Annotated in this window: 17 protein-coding genes and 1 pseudogene; 9 read left to right on the top strand and 9 right to left on the bottom strand. The window is 28.9% G+C overall.

Going from position 1 to position 17,750, the window contains the following annotated elements:
• The 4 genes and pseudogenes from DS884_RS16195 to murQ all read right to left on the bottom strand — a co-directional run.
• Positions 1 to 677: pseudogene (locus DS884_RS16195) on the bottom strand (hypothetical protein); the annotation flags it as partial.
• Between the two features lie 103 nt (positions 678 to 780).
• Positions 781 to 1,830 carry a D-alanine--D-alanine ligase gene (locus DS884_RS16190; RefSeq protein WP_143032814.1) on the bottom strand — a complete coding sequence of 350 codons (1,050 nt, stop codon included), beginning with the start codon at positions 1,828 to 1,830 and terminating at the stop codon, positions 781 to 783.
• Positions 1,831 to 1,833: 3 nt separating this feature from the next.
• Positions 1,834 to 2,073, bottom strand: coding sequence for a DUF6095 family protein (locus DS884_RS16185; RefSeq protein ID WP_093871840.1), 240 nt, complete (start codon positions 2,071 to 2,073; stop codon positions 1,834 to 1,836).
• Positions 2,066 to 2,881: an N-acetylmuramic acid 6-phosphate etherase gene (gene murQ, locus DS884_RS16180; protein WP_093871839.1), complete on the bottom strand. Its 816-nt coding sequence runs from the start codon at positions 2,879 to 2,881 to the stop codon at positions 2,066 to 2,068. The genes DS884_RS16185 and murQ overlap by 8 nt, the downstream gene beginning before the upstream one ends.
• Positions 2,882 to 2,989: 108 nt before the next feature.
• Here murQ and DS884_RS16175 point away from each other — a divergent pair, with 108 nt between their 5' ends.
• Positions 2,990 to 3,820: a mechanosensitive ion channel family protein gene (locus DS884_RS16175; RefSeq protein WP_113787490.1), complete on the top strand. Its 831-nt coding sequence runs from the start codon at positions 2,990 to 2,992 to the stop codon at positions 3,818 to 3,820.
• Positions 3,821 to 3,893: 73 nt separating this feature from the next.
• Here DS884_RS16175 and DS884_RS16170 read toward each other — a convergent pair whose 3' ends face one another.
• Both DS884_RS16170 and rplS read right to left on the bottom strand, forming a co-directional pair.
• Positions 3,894 to 6,119 carry an NADP-dependent isocitrate dehydrogenase gene (locus DS884_RS16170; RefSeq protein WP_113787489.1) on the bottom strand — a complete coding sequence of 742 codons (2,226 nt, stop codon included), beginning with the start codon at positions 6,117 to 6,119 and terminating at the stop codon, positions 3,894 to 3,896.
• A 399-nt stretch (positions 6,120 to 6,518) separates the two neighbouring features.
• The gene (gene rplS / locus DS884_RS16165; protein ID WP_093871836.1) at positions 6,519 to 6,869 is read right to left on the bottom strand and encodes a 50S ribosomal protein L19; all 351 of its coding nucleotides are present in this window, start codon (positions 6,867 to 6,869) and stop codon (positions 6,519 to 6,521) included.
• A 267-nt stretch (positions 6,870 to 7,136) separates the two neighbouring features.
• On the opposite strand from rplS, the gene DS884_RS16160 reads away from it, so the two are divergent.
• Positions 7,137 to 7,826 carry a phosphatase PAP2 family protein gene (locus DS884_RS16160; protein WP_113787488.1) on the top strand — a complete coding sequence of 230 codons (690 nt, stop codon included), beginning with the start codon at positions 7,137 to 7,139 and terminating at the stop codon, positions 7,824 to 7,826.
• The gene (locus tag DS884_RS16155; RefSeq protein ID WP_093871834.1) at positions 7,827 to 9,332 is read left to right on the top strand and encodes an ArnT family glycosyltransferase; all 1,506 of its coding nucleotides are present in this window, start codon (positions 7,827 to 7,829) and stop codon (positions 9,330 to 9,332) included.
• On the opposite strand, the gene DS884_RS16150 is transcribed toward DS884_RS16155, so the two are convergent.
• Genes DS884_RS16150 through DS884_RS16140 form a run of 3 tightly spaced genes read right to left on the bottom strand, consistent with a single transcriptional unit; the run spans position 9,322 to position 12,419 of the window.
• Positions 9,322 to 10,800, bottom strand: a complete 1,479-nt coding sequence (locus DS884_RS16150; RefSeq protein WP_233487174.1) for a glycosyltransferase family 39 protein — start codon at positions 10,798 to 10,800, stop codon at positions 9,322 to 9,324. The genes DS884_RS16155 and DS884_RS16150 overlap by 11 nt on opposite strands.
• A 51-nt stretch (positions 10,801 to 10,851) precedes the next feature.
• Positions 10,852 to 11,529: a tRNA (guanosine(37)-N1)-methyltransferase TrmD gene (gene trmD, locus DS884_RS16145; RefSeq protein WP_113787487.1), complete on the bottom strand. Its 678-nt coding sequence runs from the start codon at positions 11,527 to 11,529 to the stop codon at positions 10,852 to 10,854.
• 29 nt (positions 11,530 to 11,558) lie between these two features.
• Complete coding sequence (locus DS884_RS16140) at positions 11,559 to 12,419, bottom strand: RluA family pseudouridine synthase (RefSeq protein ID WP_113787486.1); 861 nt, start codon at positions 12,417 to 12,419, stop codon at positions 11,559 to 11,561.
• 263 nt (positions 12,420 to 12,682) lie between these two features.
• On the opposite strand from DS884_RS16140, the gene DS884_RS16135 reads away from it, so the two are divergent.
• From DS884_RS16135 to DS884_RS16110, 6 genes are all read left to right on the top strand, one after another.
• Positions 12,683 to 13,522, top strand: coding sequence for a helix-turn-helix transcriptional regulator (locus DS884_RS16135; protein ID WP_113787485.1), 840 nt, complete (start codon positions 12,683 to 12,685; stop codon positions 13,520 to 13,522).
• A 209-nt stretch (positions 13,523 to 13,731) separates the two neighbouring features.
• Positions 13,732 to 14,307 (top strand): DUF4255 domain-containing protein, encoded by a 576-nt coding sequence (locus DS884_RS16130; protein WP_113787484.1) that lies wholly within the window; start codon positions 13,732 to 13,734, stop codon positions 14,305 to 14,307.
• Complete coding sequence (locus DS884_RS16125) at positions 14,300 to 15,127, top strand: hypothetical protein (protein ID WP_113787483.1); 828 nt, start codon at positions 14,300 to 14,302, stop codon at positions 15,125 to 15,127. Before DS884_RS16130 ends, DS884_RS16125 begins: the two co-directional genes overlap by 8 nt.
• A gap of 40 nt (positions 15,128 to 15,167) precedes the next feature.
• The gene (locus tag DS884_RS16120; protein WP_093871828.1) at positions 15,168 to 16,751 is read left to right on the top strand and encodes a phage tail sheath family protein; all 1,584 of its coding nucleotides are present in this window, start codon (positions 15,168 to 15,170) and stop codon (positions 16,749 to 16,751) included.
• A 56-nt stretch (positions 16,752 to 16,807) separates the two neighbouring features.
• Entirely contained in the window at positions 16,808 to 17,272 is a 465-nt protein-coding gene (locus DS884_RS16115; RefSeq protein WP_093871827.1) for a phage tail protein, read from the top strand.
• On the top strand, positions 17,265 to 17,738 hold the full coding sequence (locus tag DS884_RS16110) for a phage tail protein (RefSeq protein WP_093871826.1): 474 nt from the start codon (positions 17,265 to 17,267) through the stop codon (positions 17,736 to 17,738). The genes DS884_RS16115 and DS884_RS16110 overlap by 8 nt, the downstream gene beginning before the upstream one ends.
• Positions 17,739 to 17,750 lie beyond the last annotated feature (12 nt).

Below are 17,750 nucleotides of genomic sequence, written 5' to 3'. Positions count from 1 at the left end.
GCTCCAGTAGCACCCGTTGCACCATTTGTTCCGTTTGTACCGTTGGTTCCATTTGTACCAGCGGCCCCTGTTGCTCCAGTAGCACCCGTTGCACCATTTGTTCCGTTCGTACCGTTGGTTCCATTTGTACCAGCGGCTCCTGTTGCACCAGTAGCCCCTGTTGCTCCATCAGCACCGTTAAGGCCAGGAGTATTAGTGACTATTGCATCTGCTAAATCAGATAGAGGTATAGATAACGTTCCATTGCGATCAGTTATCTCGATATTGTCATTTTGTATTCTAAAAGAAGTGTTCGTTTCGTTTAAGGGATCATTATCATTATCATTGATAAGAGAACTTAAATCAACAGTACCACCATTTTGTAAGGTTAACTCTTGAGTTAAAGGATTAAAAGTTAACTGTTGATTTGTTTGAGTAGTACACAAGCTATTCCATGTTAATCCTGTATATTGAAAAATACATTTATGATCTGTATTATATACAATAGCACCTTCTAGAGGAAGGATACTATTCATTTGAGTGTCATTAACTCTTGTAATAACAAGGGCTTTGCTATTACTTTCTAACTCTAAAATAGAGTTAGTATTTATTACATTTGGATTATTTCCTATTTTTACTTGAGCGTAAAAGGATTGATGTACAAGTATAACAAAAAATAAAGACAAAAATATCTTCATAATACTTAGGGGATTTAAGTTGCGTGCTTTAATCATTAGTCTTGTTTAAGAGTACTAATAATTAGACACTTATTTACTCTGCTAGGTCACAAAAATAAAAAAATTAATTTAGATTTTTAATATTTGTAACGTAATTTTTTAAATTCAACATCTCATTAATAAACAGCTTAGAGCTTTTATAGGGTACATTGAATTGTGTATGATTTGTAGTTGCAATTTGGTATAAATTATTCCAATGTAAACGTATCTCTTTTAAAGCTTTTAGATAGTTGTAGTTTTTACTGTCATATATATGAGTGGGTTCAGCTAATATACCATTTATTTCTAATATTTTTAAATTTATTCCTTTTTGTAGTTCATCAAAGGTGTTATATTTAATATCGAGCCTTCCATAATACCACCCATTAATTGATTTGTTTATTTCGTCGAACGTTTTATGTAGCTCTTTACTTATTAGGTGATTCCCATTAATAAATTGGGTTCCTTTACAATGATTTCCAATAACAGAAAGTTTAATTATTTCATTTTTTTTAGGAATGGTATTTAATTTTAAAGGATGTGTCTCATTAATTATATCAATGTATAATTGAGCTCTATCATCTTTTATAACTAAATCTTTTAGGGTAGAATATCCATTTCCTGTAACAGATAAAAACTTTTTTAAAGTTATAGATGTTATTTTTCCAGTAGCTTCATTTGGATTTCGGTGATAGAATATACCGCACTCGTTTTTGTAATCAATATATTCTTGAATTATTATATTGATCGGGTATTTTTTTAAATATAACTGAAGTTCTTGGGGCGAATTTATTTTTTTTACAAGTAGACCTCTAAAACCAACATCAGGTTTGGCTATTAAAGGATATGAGATATTTGCATTTTCAATTTCTTGAATTACAAGTTCAATTTTTGTTTTAGGAAGTATTAGAATTGAATTCGGTCTGAAGTGTTTAGGTATAAGGTTCATCGTTGCGAATTTACTTTCAGTTCCGTTTCCAGAGCTTTTAATGCTTGGATTGGCTGCTGTAAAAAACGCAAGGTGCTTTGCCTTATAAGCTAAATAAAAAGCATAAGGTAGATTGGGTATGTAAAGCATTGAAGATGGCCAATACTCCCAATTAAATATTTTATAGAACTTGTTTTTAATGTTCAAATTTTATTGATTAAAAAGTGAGTCTAATATATTCTTAAAAGTTTTAAATCCAAAGTAAACAGTGTAAAGAATTAATAAAATGCCAATTACTAATAAAGTGTATGCTATTATTATCTTAGGTTGTTCAGTAAAAACTTTTAATGCCTTAAAAGAAACATTAAGTACTATAGGAGATAGTATTAATAGACCTAGTAAAATAAATAAATTTTTTATGTTTTTATCAAAAGACGTGTCTTTACTCATTTCTATAATTTTTTATAGCGTTTCTAACATTACCATACTTTTTTATTAGGTGACTAGCAGTTTGTTGGTCGATATGTAATTCGGAAACTAACATTTTTATACCTCTTTCTACTAATTTATTATTTGAAAGTTGCATGTCTACCATTTTATTCCCTTTAACTTTTCCTAGTTGAATCATTGTTGCAGTAGAGATCATATTAAGTACTAATTTTTGTGCTGTACCAGCTTTCATCCTTGAGCTACCTGTAACAACTTCTGGCCCTACTACTATTACAATAGGGTAGGATGCGGTTAATGCTAAAGGACTTTTTTTATTACATGTTATACAACCAGTAGTAATTCCTTCAGAGTTGCATTTTTCCAAAGCAGCAATAACATAAGGAGTTGTTCCTGAAGCAGCAATTCCAATTACAACATCTTTTTGATTTATATTGTGTTTTTGTAAATCAATCCATCCTTGTTCTTTTGAGTCTTCTGCAAATTCAACGGCTTTTCTTATAGCTATATCTCCACCTGCAATTAACCCAACAACTAAATCATGTGAAACCCCAAAGGTAGGTGGGCATTCACTAGCATCAACAATACCTAACCTTCCACTAGTACCTGCTCCAATATAAAACAGTCTACCACCTTTTTTTAGTTTAATAACTATTTGTTCAATTAAGTTTTCAATTGAAATTAGTTCTTTCTCAATAGCAAGAGGTACTGTTTTATCTTCATTGTTGATATTGGTTAATAACTTTGAAAGTTTCATTTTTTCTAAGTTATTATAATTCGAATCTTGTTCTGTTGTTTTAGTGAAGTTCATACATCAAAGTTACAAACTTTGAAAGTAAACTCAACAAAAAATAATTATAAGTGACGCTTTAAAAAAAGAGGTGTCTTAAAATATAGATTAACAAAAAATTAAATAAACATGGAAACAATACAAAATGCATTGACTAATTTTTATAATTCAATAGCATCTGGAATGGGAGGTTGGGGTTTAAAATTAATTGGAGCTTTAGCAGCTTTAATAATCGGACTATGGATTATTAGAATTTTAGTTAAAGGAGTTTCAAAAGTCTTTGAATCTAAACATATAGATGAAACTTTACGACCTTTTTTAATTACACTAATTGGTTTTGTTTTAAAAGCTTTGTTGATTATTTCTATAGCAGGAATAGTTGGAGTGCCTACAGCAACTTTTGCTGCCCTTATAGCAGGAGTAGGGATTGCAATTGGAGCTGCTTTTAATGGTTCATTAGGGCATTTGGCTTCGGGAATTATGCTGCTTGTTTTTAGACCTTTTATAGTAGGAGACTTAATTAAAACTAATGGTGCTTTTGGTTTTGTTAAAGAGATATCTGTTTTTGTAACAGTTATTGAAACCTTCCAGAATGAAACAGAAATTATACCAAACTCTGCCATAACTTCTGGAAAGATTACAAACTTAACGAAAGTTGGAAGTTTACGTGTGGACATGCCGTTTGCGATTCGTTATGGGTCAGATATAAAGAAAGCGAAAGAGATTGTAATGAATGTATTAGTTAGTGATGTAAATGTGTTAAAAGATAAGGATAAGCAACCAAGAGTTGCAGTTAATAATTTAGGAGAGAATAGTATAGAACTATTAGCATTGCCTTATGTAAGTTGTGAGAATTATTGGGATGTGTATTGGGATACAAGGCAAAAAATAGTTGAAGAATTAGGAATAGCTGGCTTTGATGCTCCTTTACCTCAAAGAATTGTTACTATGGTTTCATAATTTGTTTTGGTTATTGAGTAACAAAAAAGCAGGTGATATTTCACCTGCTTTTGAATTTTATGTATAAATACTATTAAAAGCTTTCTAAAATAGTATTTAATGTTTGGCTAGGTTTCATGATATCGTCAGCCAATTTATCATTTGGTTCGTAGTATCCATCAATATTTACTGCTTTTCCTTGAACAGTGTTTAGTTCGTTTACTATAACAGATTCATTAGCAATCATTTTTTCAGCTAAAGAAGTAAATTGAACTTTTAATTCACTGTCTTTATTTTGAGAAGCTAATGCTTCAGCCCAATACATTGCTAAGTAAAAATGAGACCCTCTATTGTCTAATTCTCCTGTTTTTCTTGAAGGTCCTTTTTTGTTTTCTAGTAATTTATCAGTAGCGTCGTCAAGAGTCTCTGCTAAAATTTTAGCTTTAGAGTTGTTGTTAGTTTCACCTAAATGTTCTAGAGAAACAGCTAAAGCTAAAAATTCTCCTAAAGAATCCCAGCGTAAATGATTTTCTTCAACTAATTGTTGAACATGTTTAGGTGCTGAACCTCCAGCTCCAGTTTCAAACAATCCACCACCGTTCATTAATGGAACAATAGAAAGCATTTTAGCTGAAGTACCAAGCTCTAAAATTGGAAATAAATCGGTTAAATAATCACGTAAAACATTTCCAGTAACAGAAATAGTATCTAAACCAGCTTTAACTCTTTTTAAAGTGTATTCTGTAGCTTCAGCAACTGATTTAATAAGGATTTCTAATCCATTGGTATCATGATCTTGTAGATACTTCTTTACTTTTGTTATGATTTCGGCATCATGAGAACGGTTTTCATCTAACCAGAAAACTGCAGGGGTTTGAGTTGCTTTAGCACGAGTTACTGCTAATTTTACCCAGTCTTGGATTGGAGCGTCTTTTACTTGACACATTCTCCAAATATCACCTTCTTCAACAGAATGTTCTAATAATACAGTTCCATTATCGTCAATTACTTTAATAGCTCCGTTTGAGGCTATTTCAAAAGTTTTATCATGTGATCCGTATTCTTCAGCTTTTTGTGCCATTAAACCAACATTAGGAACAGTTCCCATAGTTGTTGGGTCAAAAGCTCCATTCTCTTTACAGAAGTCAATTGTTGCTTGATATAAGCTAGCATATGAACTATCTGGAATTACTGCTTTTGTATCTTGTTGTTTGCCTTCTTTGTTCCACATTTGACCAGAAGTACGAATCATAGCCGGCATAGAAGCATCAATAATAACATCAGAAGGAACATGTAGATTGGTGATGCCTTTATCAGAATCAACCATAGCTACATCAGGTCTGTTTGAGTAAACAGCTTCAATATCCGCTAAAATTTCATTTCTTTTTTCTTCAGATAATTCATTAAGATTACCTAATAAATTACCAAAACCATTGTTCACATTTACACCAATTTCATTAAATGTTTCTGAATGTTTTGTATATAAATCTTTAAAGAAAACTCTTACAGCATGACCAAAAATAATAGGGTCAGAAACTTTCATCATTGTAGCTTTCATGTGTAATGAAAACAAAACATTTTTATTTTTAGCATCAAGTACTTGAGTTTCTAAAAAGCTTAATAATGCCTTTTTGTTCATTACTGTTGCATCAATAACTTCATCCGCTAATAAAGATACTTTTTCTTTTAATACAGTAATATTTCCTTTAGTATCTGTGTGTTCTATTTTAACATTTGTAGCAGAAGGAACCGTAACCGATTTTTCATTATGAGCAAAGTCGCCTTCAGTCATTGTTGCTACATGTGTTTTAGAGTCAGAAGACCAAGCGCCCATTCTATGTGGGTTTTTCTTTGCGTAGTTTTTAACTGCTTTAGGGGCTCGACGGTCTGAGTTTCCTTCACGTAAAACAGGGTTTACAGCAGATCCTTTTACTTTGTTATATAGGGCTAAAACATTTTTGTCTTCATCAGAGTTTATTTCTTCTGGATAATTAGGTAAAGCATATCCTAAAGCTTGTAACTCTGTTATTGCTGCTTTTAATTGAGGAACTGAAGCTGAAATATTAGGTAGCTTTATAATGTTTGCTTCTGGTTTTTTTGCTAATTCTCCTAAAAAAGCTAAAGCGTCTTCAACGCGTTGCTCTTCTGTTAAATAACTAGAGAAATTGGCAAGAATACGACCAGCAAGAGAAATATCTTTAGTTTCAATTTCTATATTTGAAGATTTAGTAAATGCTTTTACTATAGGTAAAAACGAACGAGTAGCTAACGCAGGAGCTTCATCCGTTTTTGTATACATGATTTTAGCCGTTTTATTCATAAGTAAAAATTAAATTAATTATTTTGAAGTCAGGCAAATTTATGAATATATCGTGAAATTTTTAGTGAAAAATTCTTATTAATTAGCTGTTTTGATTATCAAATTAATAATTATATAGTTGTTTTTAGAGATTTTATTATTGAAAATAGAAGGGTATTAGCTAGTTTTATCCAAGGATGTTTTTTTTTGAATAAAAAGATTACTAAAAAGTAGTTGTTCAAGGATATTTAAGTAAATTTTATATATTAAATAGAATAGTGGTTAAAACTTGTCTTTTTTGTTATTCTTAGTTTGTTAGATAAGTATTAATGGAAAGATAGAATGAGTTATTAATGATAATATTCAAAAAAAAGCACCATATAACTTATATGGTGCTTTTTAATTTTTAAGAAATTAAGATTAAAATCTTTTTTCTTTAATTCTTGCTTTTTTACCAGTAAGACCTCTGAAATAGTAAATACGAGCTCTACGGATTTTACCTTTTTTGTTTATTTCTATTTTTTGAATAGCAGGTAAATTAATAGGGAAGATACGCTCAACACCTATAGTACCAGACATTTTTCTAATAGTAAATGTTTCAGAGCTTCCGCTACCTCTTTTTTGAATAACTACACCTCTAAAAAACTGAGTACGTACTTTCTCACCTTCTCTAATTTCGTAGTATACAGTAATAGTGTCTCCAGCTCCAAATTCTGGAAAATCGTTTTTTGTTACAAATTCGTCTTGTACAAATTTAATTAAAGATTCCATCTTAAATATTTTTTATAGTTTACTAAAACAACGTACACGATTCTCGTCAGAGGTTATTTTTTGTGGGTGCAAATTTATGTTTTTTTTCTGATATAAAAAGGTAAAGAGTAATTTATTTTTATGTTATTATTTTTCATAGTTATTTTAATAAAATGTTCTTTTAAAGTTAATTAGGGGTAGATTAGTTATGCTAAATTAAAATGGAATTAAAGTTTTTTAAACAATCAGTAGGTAGTTTTACAATATAAATAAAAGATATATTTTATTATGAGTAAAAGTATTGCTGTAAGATTTAGAAATAAAAGTAAAGCCAATATTTGGCTTGATGGAGTTAAGAATGTACTTGTTCTTTTATGCTTAAGAATTAAAAGACAAACGTATTTTGTTTACGGAGTGTTTTTTATTGTTTCATTTTTATTAGTAATTTTATTTAATAAGTTTTTTCTTCATTTAAAAATAAATCAATTTCATACTTCATTTCTAGATGCGTTTTTTAAGTACAGTACTTTTTTAGGTGATGGAGTAATGTTTGGGGTATTAGTATTACTTTTTGTATTTGTTAAACGTAGAATAGCACTGGTTTTTCTTATTAGTGGTTTGCTAACATTATTAGTTACACACTTTTTTAAGAAAATTATTTTTAAAGGTATACCACGACCAGTTGGAGTTTTTGGAGAAGATTCATTGTATTTAGTTAACGGAGTTAAAATGGCATTATGGAATTCTTTTCCTTCTGGCCATACAACAACAGCTTTTGCTATTTTTACAATATTATGTTTGTATTTTGCTAAATGCAAGTCTCAATATTTATGGATTTCTTTAGCTATCATAGCTGGTTTATCTAGAGTGTATTTATCGCAACACTTTTTAATAGATGTTTTTGTAGGGTCTTTTATTGGTATTGTAATAGGTTTTATAAGTATGGGGTTATTCTACAAGTATGAAAGAAGTATTTAAGTGAAGTATAAAATATCTTATAAAAGAGTAGTTTATGTATTAATTGTTGTTAGTACATTATTAAGAGTTTTTTTTGCAAGCCAATTAGAGTTTGGTAATGATGAAGTATATTATTGGTTGTATGCTAAGTATCCTGATATTAGTCATTTTGACCATCCGCCATTTGTAGGTTTTTTTATTCAGTTATTTACTTTTGATTTGTTTTTTGATAGTGAATTAGCTATTCGATTAGCAGCTATCATACCTGGAAGTATTAATATGTATTTATTATTTTTAATTGGCTGTAAAATAAAAAACGAGTTGGTAGGTTTTTTATCAGTTATATTATATAATTTAAATATATACGCTTTAATAATAGCTGGAACATTTATTTTACCAGATGCACCATTACTTTTTTTCTGGTTACTAAGTTTTTATTTTTTGATAGAAGCATTGCCTTTAGAGCCTTCAAAAGATACAAGAAAAAAACTTTTTATAGCTTTCTTTTTTATTGCGTGCGCTATTTATTCAAAATATCAAGCAGTATTTTTATTAGTAGGAGTTGTATTATATATTGTTTTTATAAATAGGACTTGGTTAAAAGATTGGTCTTTTTATCTATCATTTATTTTTCCATTAATTACAGTTTCGTTGATTGTATATTGGAATTATCAGTATGATTTTATTAGTTATAAATTTCATAATAATAGAGTTTCATTGTTTAGTCTTTCTTTTAATAAAGACTCATTTTTAAGAGAAGTATTAGGTCAAATGGTATACAATAATCCGTATATTTTTTTTTCAATACATATAATGACTGTAGCTTTAATCAGGAAGAAATTCATATTTGAGAAAAAACAGTTATGGTTATTTATATTTTTTTCATTTCCATTAATATTCACGACAATTTATTTGTCTCTATATAAAGATACTCTACCACATTGGTCAGGAATATCTTATGTAACATTATTGCCATTACTAGCTGTATATATTCATAAGAATAAAAAAATAGAAAGAAATTTAATTAGAGGAGGGGTAGTTTTAATGATGTTAATGGTTTTTACTTCTATTGAAATTAACAAAGGATGGTTTTTACCTATTGGAAAAAATATTAATAAAGAAGAGTTTAATAATAAGGATGCTTTGATGGATATGTATGGATGGAAACAATTATCAGCTAAAATAACACCACTATTAGAGACCAAAAACTTGAAAAGTATACCAATTATTTCAGACAAATGGTTTCCTTTAGCACATATAGATTATTATATAGCAAGGCCAAATAAAATGGATGTTTATGGAATAGGAGAATTAACGAACATACATAAGTATTATTGGATAAATAAGAAAAAAAAGAAACTTACCTCCAAAGATGTTTTATACCTAACAGACAGTAGGAATTATAGAAGCCCTAACAGTGTTTATGGAAAAAGTTTTAATCAATATAATTTATTGAAAACGATTCCAATTAAAAGGAATGATAAAATAGTTAAATATGTTTTCTTGTATTTATTAATTAAGGATTAGTTGTATAATTTTCGCAGTAAAAAATCCAGAATTTACGGATTTCTTTTCCTTTTTTAGATACAATAATTGGTTTTAATTCAGTTACTTTTGAAAAGTACTGGTTTAATTCAGGAATAGTATTTCCTTTTTTATTCCTTGTTTTAAACCGCGTGTCAGAATCTATAAAAATAGCATTTTTTCCATTTAGCATGCTTAAATCATCTCCTAAATAATCAAAATGAAGTGCATGTTTACCAATAATATTTTGCGCATATACTTTGTTTTCCATGTAAAAATTTAGAACAGCTGATGTTTTATATTTATCATCAGAAAAAACAAAAGTATTTGGATATTGATTTTGAAGCTTTTTAGTTTCAATAGCTAAATTTTCCCAGCCTACCCAAGTATCATCACTTTTTATTGGTGCTAAATAAAACAGTACTTGCAAACTAATTAAAAAATGAAACACTATTGATGTTATTAATTGAGCTTTTAATAGTTTTTTATTAATAAACATTCCTGCTAAAATAATACCTGTAATATACGAAGGCATTAACCAATTTAATTTAACCCAATAAACAGGTGTTAAAGAGAAAAAACCTACAAAAGTTGGAATAAAAAAAGCAAGTAAGAATAATGTTTTTGAACTTGGAAGTTTAAATTTGGTTAAAGCTCTTTTAATATATTTAAAGGTAAAAACAATAAAAATACAAAATAAAACGGGTAATAGTAAAAATAATTGATGGCCTATAGCTCCAAAGAAATACTTTGGATTAATATTAAAACCAGATATAGAACCAGTTCTATTTGAAGATTGAAATAAGAAAGAAGCAAAATCATGTTGGTAATTCCACCACCAAACAGGAAACGTAATTGCTACAGAGATAACGATACCAAACCATAGCCATGGTGAGATTATTAATTTTCTATATTTATTAGAAAAAAGAATAAAAGCTATAAGTCCAAATTGTAATAATAAAGCAGTGTATTTACTGTTAAAGGCTAAACCCATTGCAATACCACCATAAATCCAAAACCATTTTTTTTCTTCAAAAATAGCTCTATATAAAAATAAAATACTCAAGGTCCAAAACAGTAGTAATGGAACATCTGGTGTTGAATTAAATGATAAAATAGAGATGAATAGGGTAGATGTTATTAATAAAATAGCTCTTTGTAATTTTTGTTTAGATAAAAAGCAAGAAGCTAATTTGTAAAAACTAAATATGGTAAGAGAGGTAACAATAAAATCGGCACATTTAACTACAAAAACAGTTTTTCCAAAGACTAAAGTAAACCCTCTTAAAATATATCCAATCATTCCTGGATGATCAAAGTAAGATAAAGATAGATTTTCTCCATAAAAATGGTAATATGCATCTTGAGGCATAAGTCCCATGAAAGGAAGTAAAACAAATCTAAAAAGTTGAAAAGCAATAACAATACTTATTGCTGGGTATTTTTGAAAAAATGCTTTTAGTGTATCCAAGTTTGTTGTTTTTACTCAATAATCAATTATTTTAAACTAGATGTGTTATATTTATTCATCAAGTAAGTCTGGTCGAATTTGTTGAGTTCGTTCATATGCTTTTTCACTTCTCCATTCCTCTATTTTAGGAAAATTACCTGATAATAAAACATCAGGAACTTTTAAGCCATCATATTCAGAAGGTCTTGTGTATACAGGAGGCGATAATAAATTATCTTGAAAAGAATCAGTTAAGGCAGATTGTTCATCACCTAAAACTCCAGGGATTAATCGAATTACAGCATCACATAAAATTGCAGCTGCTAATTCACCACCTGTTAAAACATAGTCACCTATAGATATTTCTCTAGTAATAAACTTATCACGTACACGTTGATCTACGCCTTTATAATGACCAGTTAAAATAATAATATTTTCTTTTAAAGAAAGTGTATTAGCTGTAGTTTGATTTAATGTTTTGGCATCAGGAGTCATGTATATGATTTCATCATATTTTCTTTCTGATTGTAGTTTTTCAATACATTTAGCAATAGGTTCTATCATTAAAACCATTCCAGCTCCACCACCGAACTGTGTATCGTCTAATTGGCGATAATTACCTAAACCATATTCACGTAAGTTATGAAAATGAACTTCGGCTAATCCTTTATCAATGGCACGTTTCATCATTGAGTGTTCAAACGGGCTTTTTAGTAGTTCTGGAGCTACAGTAATAATATCTATTCGCATAAGCGCAAAGATATATCTTTTAAAGAAAATTATAGAGGGAATATTTTATTGAATTTGGATGGGAGTTCTTTAGTTATAAAAATCCATTCTTTAGTAAACGGATGTATAAAGTCTAAAGAAGAAGCATGTAAGTACAGCCCTTTTCCTTTAAGGACAAGATCATTAATATAGTATTCTTTATCTCCTAAAATAGGATTACCTAAAGCTAATAAATGTTTTCTTAATTGATGTTTTCTTCCAGTCTTTGGTTTAAGAGAAACTAAATTCAAATAACCAAATCGTTTTGAAGTAACTGTATTAGATACTTCATAGCTTGTAAAGGCATTTTTAGAATCTATAGATATATTTATTTCACCTGCTTTTTTCATCTTACCGATACTAATTGCATGGTATGTTTTTTGAATAGTTTTATTTTCAAATAATTTATTTAAAGCAATAATACTGGATTTTGTTTTGCCAATTAAAAGTAAACCACTTGTGGGGTAATCTAGTCGATGCACTGGTCTTGGCCGAACACCGTCTATTTGTAAGCTTTTTTGTAAATTTTGAGATAACGCATTATCAATAGTTGCGAATGAATTTCCACTAACTAAAATTCCTGATGGTTTATATATAATGGCTAAATAATCGTCTTCAAAAAGAATTTCTAAAGGGAAAATGAATTTTTTAGCATTTATTTCTTTTTCAGATTCTAATAGTTCTATTGTTTCATTTCCTTTTATAAATAAAGCAGTAGATGCAACAGTTCGGTTAACAAGAATCAATTCTTTTTTAATAGCTTTTTTTAAGCTTGATTTGGTTGAAACTGTATTAAAAATTCCAACACCATATTCTTGTAAACGAATAGATTTTTCTAATAAAGGAACTTTATGTGTTTCAGAAATTTTCAAAAAATAAGATTTTAAAAAGTTGTTGAGTCAAAGTTAAACAATCTAAGGTTAAGTTAAATAAACTATTCTTAAAAACAACTGAATATGAGTTTAAGGAAAAAAGTAATAATGAAAACCTTGTTATCAATAAAAGAACGTTCATGTATGTTTTTTTATCACTAAAAGAAATTATAGATAAAAAGAATTTATTAGTAATTAATTTTAAGATACTAAAAGAAATGCTTTTATAACCAAACTAACCCCCTAATAATATCAACTAACTTTTGAAAACAGATAACTACATAATAGTTGGGTCTGATCATAATTCTACTCTCTCAAGAATAGTAAAAGAAATTGATGAGTTACAAGGATTTAGTAATGTAACTGTAAACTCAGTATCGTTATTAAAACAATTATTAATTTCAATTTCCCCCAAACTTATTATTCTTAGTTTTAAGAATAATAAGAAACAAATTGATCAATTATTTAAATTAAATACTAATTTTTTACCTCCAATTTTATGTCTAAATAACAGGTATGAAAAACTTAATTTTATTTTTGAAAAAGTTCCAGTAATTGTACAGTCTTTAGAAAATAGCTTAGACAATAAATATTTATTAAATAATATAAGAAGTATATTATCAATAAAAATAGATGGAAGAGTCTCAAAAATAAAAAAAGAAAAGCAATTAAGTTTTGTTACTGAAAATAAGAATTTAGCTCGTTATGTTTTAGAATTAGATCAAAAAAAAGAGTTATTAAAAAGAATGACAGAAAAAATAAAAGAAGTATACGTTTCTGTTGACCAGAATACGAAAAACAGATTAAATTCAATTATAAATAACATAAAGTTAGATAATTCTACAACTCATTGGGATGATTTTAAAGTATATTTTGAAAATATAAATCCAGGTTTTATTACTCATTTGTGTTCAAAATATCCTTGTTTAACCTCAAAAGATATTAAGTACTGTTGTTATTTAAAAATGAACATGTCTAATGAAGATATTCGATACATTTTAGGTATAAATAAAGAAAGTGTTCGTACCCACAAATATCGCTTAAAGAAAAAAATGATTCTAGAAAAAGGACAAGATTTAAAAAGTTATATAAGTTCTTTTTAAAAACACACACAAGTAAGTTTAAAAAAGAGTGGTCTGTATAGGTCACTCTTTTTTTATACTAAAAGCACACAGAATATAAGATGTCTATGTTTTGTATACGATTAAAAATAATGAAAAAAATATGTCTACGATTTGTAGACTGTCATTTTTAGGAAGCTTTAAGTGAAGTAGTTAATTTTGGAATAACCAAACTGTAACTACTATTTATAATGATTTTAAAAGCATTACAATTTACAAACAGAACTTTAAATCAGTTTTTAAAAAACAAATTCGGATTAAGTGACGATGTTGTTGTAACCAATAAAATTATAGATCAAAACGGAACTGTTCCTATAGAGAATCAAAATAAAGTAATTATTACTTTAATTCATGTAGAACAAGAAACAGTAAAGTCTTTTTACAGAAAAAATAAACAACTAAATGATGGTAATTATGAAAATAAACCATTAGATGAAAGATACAATTTATACCTTTTAGTGGCTCCAAATTTTGAACAGTATAATGAAACTTTAAAGTTTTTAAATGCAACAATTCAGTTTTTTCAAATAAATGGAGTATTAGATGCAAACACATCTTCAAAAATCCCTAAAGGTATTTCTCGTTTAGAGTTTGAGTTTGAAAAGGGAGATGGTTATTTACAAATGCATAATTTATGGAGTGCATTAGGAGCTAAATACCAACCAAGTGTAATTTACAAAATGCGATTAGTTACTATAGTATCTGATGAAATTAATGCATTTGAATCTAGTGTTAATGTAACTTCAAATAGAACAATAGATGATTAGAAGTAGTTTTCAAACGATATTTAATATAGAGGTTACTCATACCTATTATGAAAATAATATATGTAAAGGTTTAGTGTATAAACCAACAAAAGAAACACAAATCATTATTAACAAGTTTTTTTTTAAGCCAAGAATTACTGACACAGGTTTTGGGTTATATACCGATACAAAAAGGAGTATAGCGTTTTTTTTAAATTATTTAACGGAAGTAACTGGAGAAACATCATTTCATTTTGAAGCAAATACATTAAATCCACAGTTTTATCAAATAACAGATTTGCCCATTAATAAAATAGGAGTAATAATTTATAAAAGCAATTGGGTGATTCCTAGCTCAAAAGCAGCACCAATCGTATTGAAATCAAATTTTATACCTACTAAAGAAGCAAATGTGGTTTTCAAGGTTTCTATTGAATTTAAAGATATTATATCACAATTTGAAAATAATATAACACCTCTTTATCAAATAAAATTTAAAGCAAGAGCAACACAATGGAATTATTTGGTGATGAATAGAAGTCGTCAAAATTTAGGAAGTCTTTCCATTGAAAGTAAATCAAATATAAAATTTAAAGGCCCCGTTGAGGTAAATCTTCAAAACGGAGAGAAAGCACAACGATTTACTACAGATAAAGAACTATTAAAGCTTACTGAAATACCTAAATATAGTTTTGATTTAATCAGTTTAACCAAAAAAAATGGATTGGATAGAACCAAAATCATATTTAAGGGTTTACCAAACCCAAACCCGAGTGTAATAGAAGTAAATACAAATCAATTAGCACCTCTTGTAGCTTCATTGATGTATATATATGTATAAAGGTCAAATTAACTAATAATGAATATAATAAAAATGTTTTATGAATTTATCAACCATTAAATCTCCAGGGGTTTATATCAATGAAGTAAATGCTTTTGGTAATTCAGTAGTACCCGTTGCTACTGCGATACCAGCATTTATTGGATATACACCTCAAGCTATGTACGAAGGGAAATCGTACACGAATGTGCCTAAAAAAATTACATCATTCGCAGATTTTCAAGCTATTTTTTGTTTGCCAAACCCACCTGCACCAGCAGATCCTGCTAAACAATATGATCCTGAGTATTATTTAGTAAAACAAGATAGCCAACCAACATCAGGAGACTATATGATGATAGGAAGCGATTTTTATGCCATTCTTCCAGATCCGAATACAATTTATTATTTATACAATAGTATTAAGTTGTTTTATGATAATGGTGGAGGAGATGCCTATATTGTATCTATAGGACCTTATGGAGAACCTTCAAATACACCTGCAGCAGTTGGTGCACAAATAGTAAATCCGAACGTACAAAAAAACGATTTAACAAATGGTTTAGACTTGTTAAAACAAGAACAAGAACCAACTATGTATATCTGTCCTGAAGCTACTTTATTATCAGTAGATGATAATGCTTCTTTAATGCAATCAATGTTATTGCAATCTACAGAAATGCAAACAACAGTATGTATTTTTGATATTATTGGAGGTAATACACCAGATCCTATTAATTATACAGAAGATATTACAACTTTTAGAAATTCCACAGGATCAAACGGATTAGATTATGGAGCAGCTTATTATCCATTTGTAGATACTACAGTAATGCAAGCTTCAGATATAGATTATACAAATTTATTTGGAGGAGATGTTACTCAATTACAAGCAATATTGAGTCCTGCAGATAATCCTAATGAAACTGTAAATACCATTATAGCAAATATTCAAAATCCACCAGATGGAGAAGCATTAACCGTAAGTCAATATAATAATTCGTTATTAGTGGCGAGTCCTACTTACAGTACTATTATAGCACATGTGTTACAAGATGCAAATTTATTACCTCCAAGTGGTGGTATGGCAGGAGTAATAACAACTACAGATAATCAGGTAGGTCCATGGCAAGCTCCAGCAAACACATCAATGGTTGACGTTGTTAATTTACCTATCAAACTATCAGAAACACAACAAGCAGATTTAAATGTTGATGCAGTTTCAGGTAAATCTATTAATGCAATTCGATTTTTTAATGGATTAGGAATTTTAGTTTGGGGAGCAAGAACACTGGATGGTAATAGTCAAGATTGGAGGTACTTATCAGTAAGAAGAACAATGATTTTTTTAGAGCAATCATGTAAACTCGCTGCAAATGCATATGTTTTTGCACCTAATGATAAAAATACATGGGAAGCTGTAAAAGCAATGATTTCTAGTTTCTTAAATGATATTTGGAAGCAAGGAGGCTTACAAGGAGCAAGTGCTTCAGATGCTTTTTCTGTAGAATGTGGCTTAGGAGCTACTATGACTTCTGAAGATATTTTAAATGGATTTATGAATGTTACTGTAAAAGTTGCAATTGTAAGACCTGCAGAATTCATTGTATTGACATTTCAACAACAAATGGCTACATCTAGCTAATTAGAAGTGTATTAAAAAAGATAACCGAATAAAAAACTAATATAAAAAATAATATTATGGCAACAGATGATGGAAGCGTACAAGGCGCAACATGGCCCATGCCAAAGTTCCGATTTGAAGTAGATTTAGGGACTGAATTAACTGGAGTTGCATTTCAAGAAGTTTCTGGAATGGATGTAGAAAACCAAATAATAGAATATCGAAAAAGTAATAGTAAACTGTTTTCTACCGAAAAAATGCCAGGAATTGTTAAGTACGGAAACGTAACTATGAAGCGTGGAGTTTTTGTAAATGACAATACTTTTTGGGATTGGCATGAAGAAATTAAAATGAATACAATCAAGCGTAGAACAGTTTTAATAAAACTTTTAGATGAAGGAGGTAATGTAACTATGCAATGGCAGTTAAATAATGCTTGGCCAACTAAAATTACCAGTACCGATTTAAAATCTGATGGAAATGAAGTAGCTGTAGATACGATAGAAATTGCACATGAAGAGCTAATTATAACAAATGGCTAAAAAAAAATCAAAGGCAAAAGAAGAAAATGTAACAGGTATATATCCTGTTAATTTTTATTTTTCTGTTTCATTTGATAGTAGTGAAGGCATCGATTTTCAAGAAGTTTCGGGTTTAACTAGAGAGCAAACAATAGAAGAAGTAGCAGGTGGAGGCGAAAATAGATTTAAATATCGTCTTCCATCTGTTTCTATAAGTAAAAACTTAATACTTAAAAGAGCTGTAATATTAAAAGGAGATGCATTAACTAATTGGTGTAAAGATAGTATTGATGGTGGTTTAGCTAAGCCAATAAAAACAAAAACAGTTTCTGTAAATCTACTAAACAGTGAAGGTCAGGTTTCAATGAAATGGAATTTTTATAAAGCATATCCTGTAAAGTATTCGTTTTCAGATTTAAAATCTCAAACAGGAGAAGTTTTAATAGATACTATAGAGTTGGCTTATATCCATTTTACATCATCTTAAAAAATAAGAAAG

It is taken from the genome of Tenacibaculum sp. E3R01 (genome assembly GCF_003318185.1).
GTDB classification, from domain to species: Bacteria; Bacteroidota; Bacteroidia; order Flavobacteriales; family Flavobacteriaceae; genus Polaribacter; species Polaribacter halocynthiae.
Note: the sequence above shows the minus strand (reverse complement) of the source record. Positions and strands in the feature narration are given on the sequence as shown.

Coding starts and splice junctions, on each gene's coding strand:
- DS884_RS16185 (WP_093871840.1), bottom strand. CDS start 2,073: ATGAGTAAAGACACGTCTTTTGATAAAAACATAAAAAATTTATTTATT.
- murQ (WP_093871839.1), bottom strand. CDS start 2,881: ATGAACTTCACTAAAACAACAGAACAAGATTCGAATTATAATAACTTA.
- DS884_RS16175 (WP_113787490.1), top strand. CDS start 2,990: ATGGAAACAATACAAAATGCATTGACTAATTTTTATAATTCAATAGCA.
- DS884_RS16170 (WP_113787489.1), bottom strand. CDS start 6,119: ATGAATAAAACGGCTAAAATCATGTATACAAAAACGGATGAAGCTCCT.
- rplS (WP_093871836.1), bottom strand. CDS start 6,869: ATGGAATCTTTAATTAAATTTGTACAAGACGAATTTGTAACAAAAAAC.
- DS884_RS16160 (WP_113787488.1), top strand. CDS start 7,137: ATGAGTAAAAGTATTGCTGTAAGATTTAGAAATAAAAGTAAAGCCAAT.
- trmD (WP_113787487.1), bottom strand. CDS start 11,529: ATGCGAATAGATATTATTACTGTAGCTCCAGAACTACTAAAAAGCCCG.
- DS884_RS16130 (WP_113787484.1), top strand. CDS start 13,732: ATGATTTTAAAAGCATTACAATTTACAAACAGAACTTTAAATCAGTTT.
- DS884_RS16125 (WP_113787483.1), top strand. CDS start 14,300: ATGATTAGAAGTAGTTTTCAAACGATATTTAATATAGAGGTTACTCAT.
- DS884_RS16120 (WP_093871828.1), top strand. CDS start 15,168: ATGAATTTATCAACCATTAAATCTCCAGGGGTTTATATCAATGAAGTA.
- DS884_RS16115 (WP_093871827.1), top strand. CDS start 16,808: ATGGCAACAGATGATGGAAGCGTACAAGGCGCAACATGGCCCATGCCA.
- DS884_RS16110 (WP_093871826.1), top strand. CDS start 17,265: ATGGCTAAAAAAAAATCAAAGGCAAAAGAAGAAAATGTAACAGGTATA.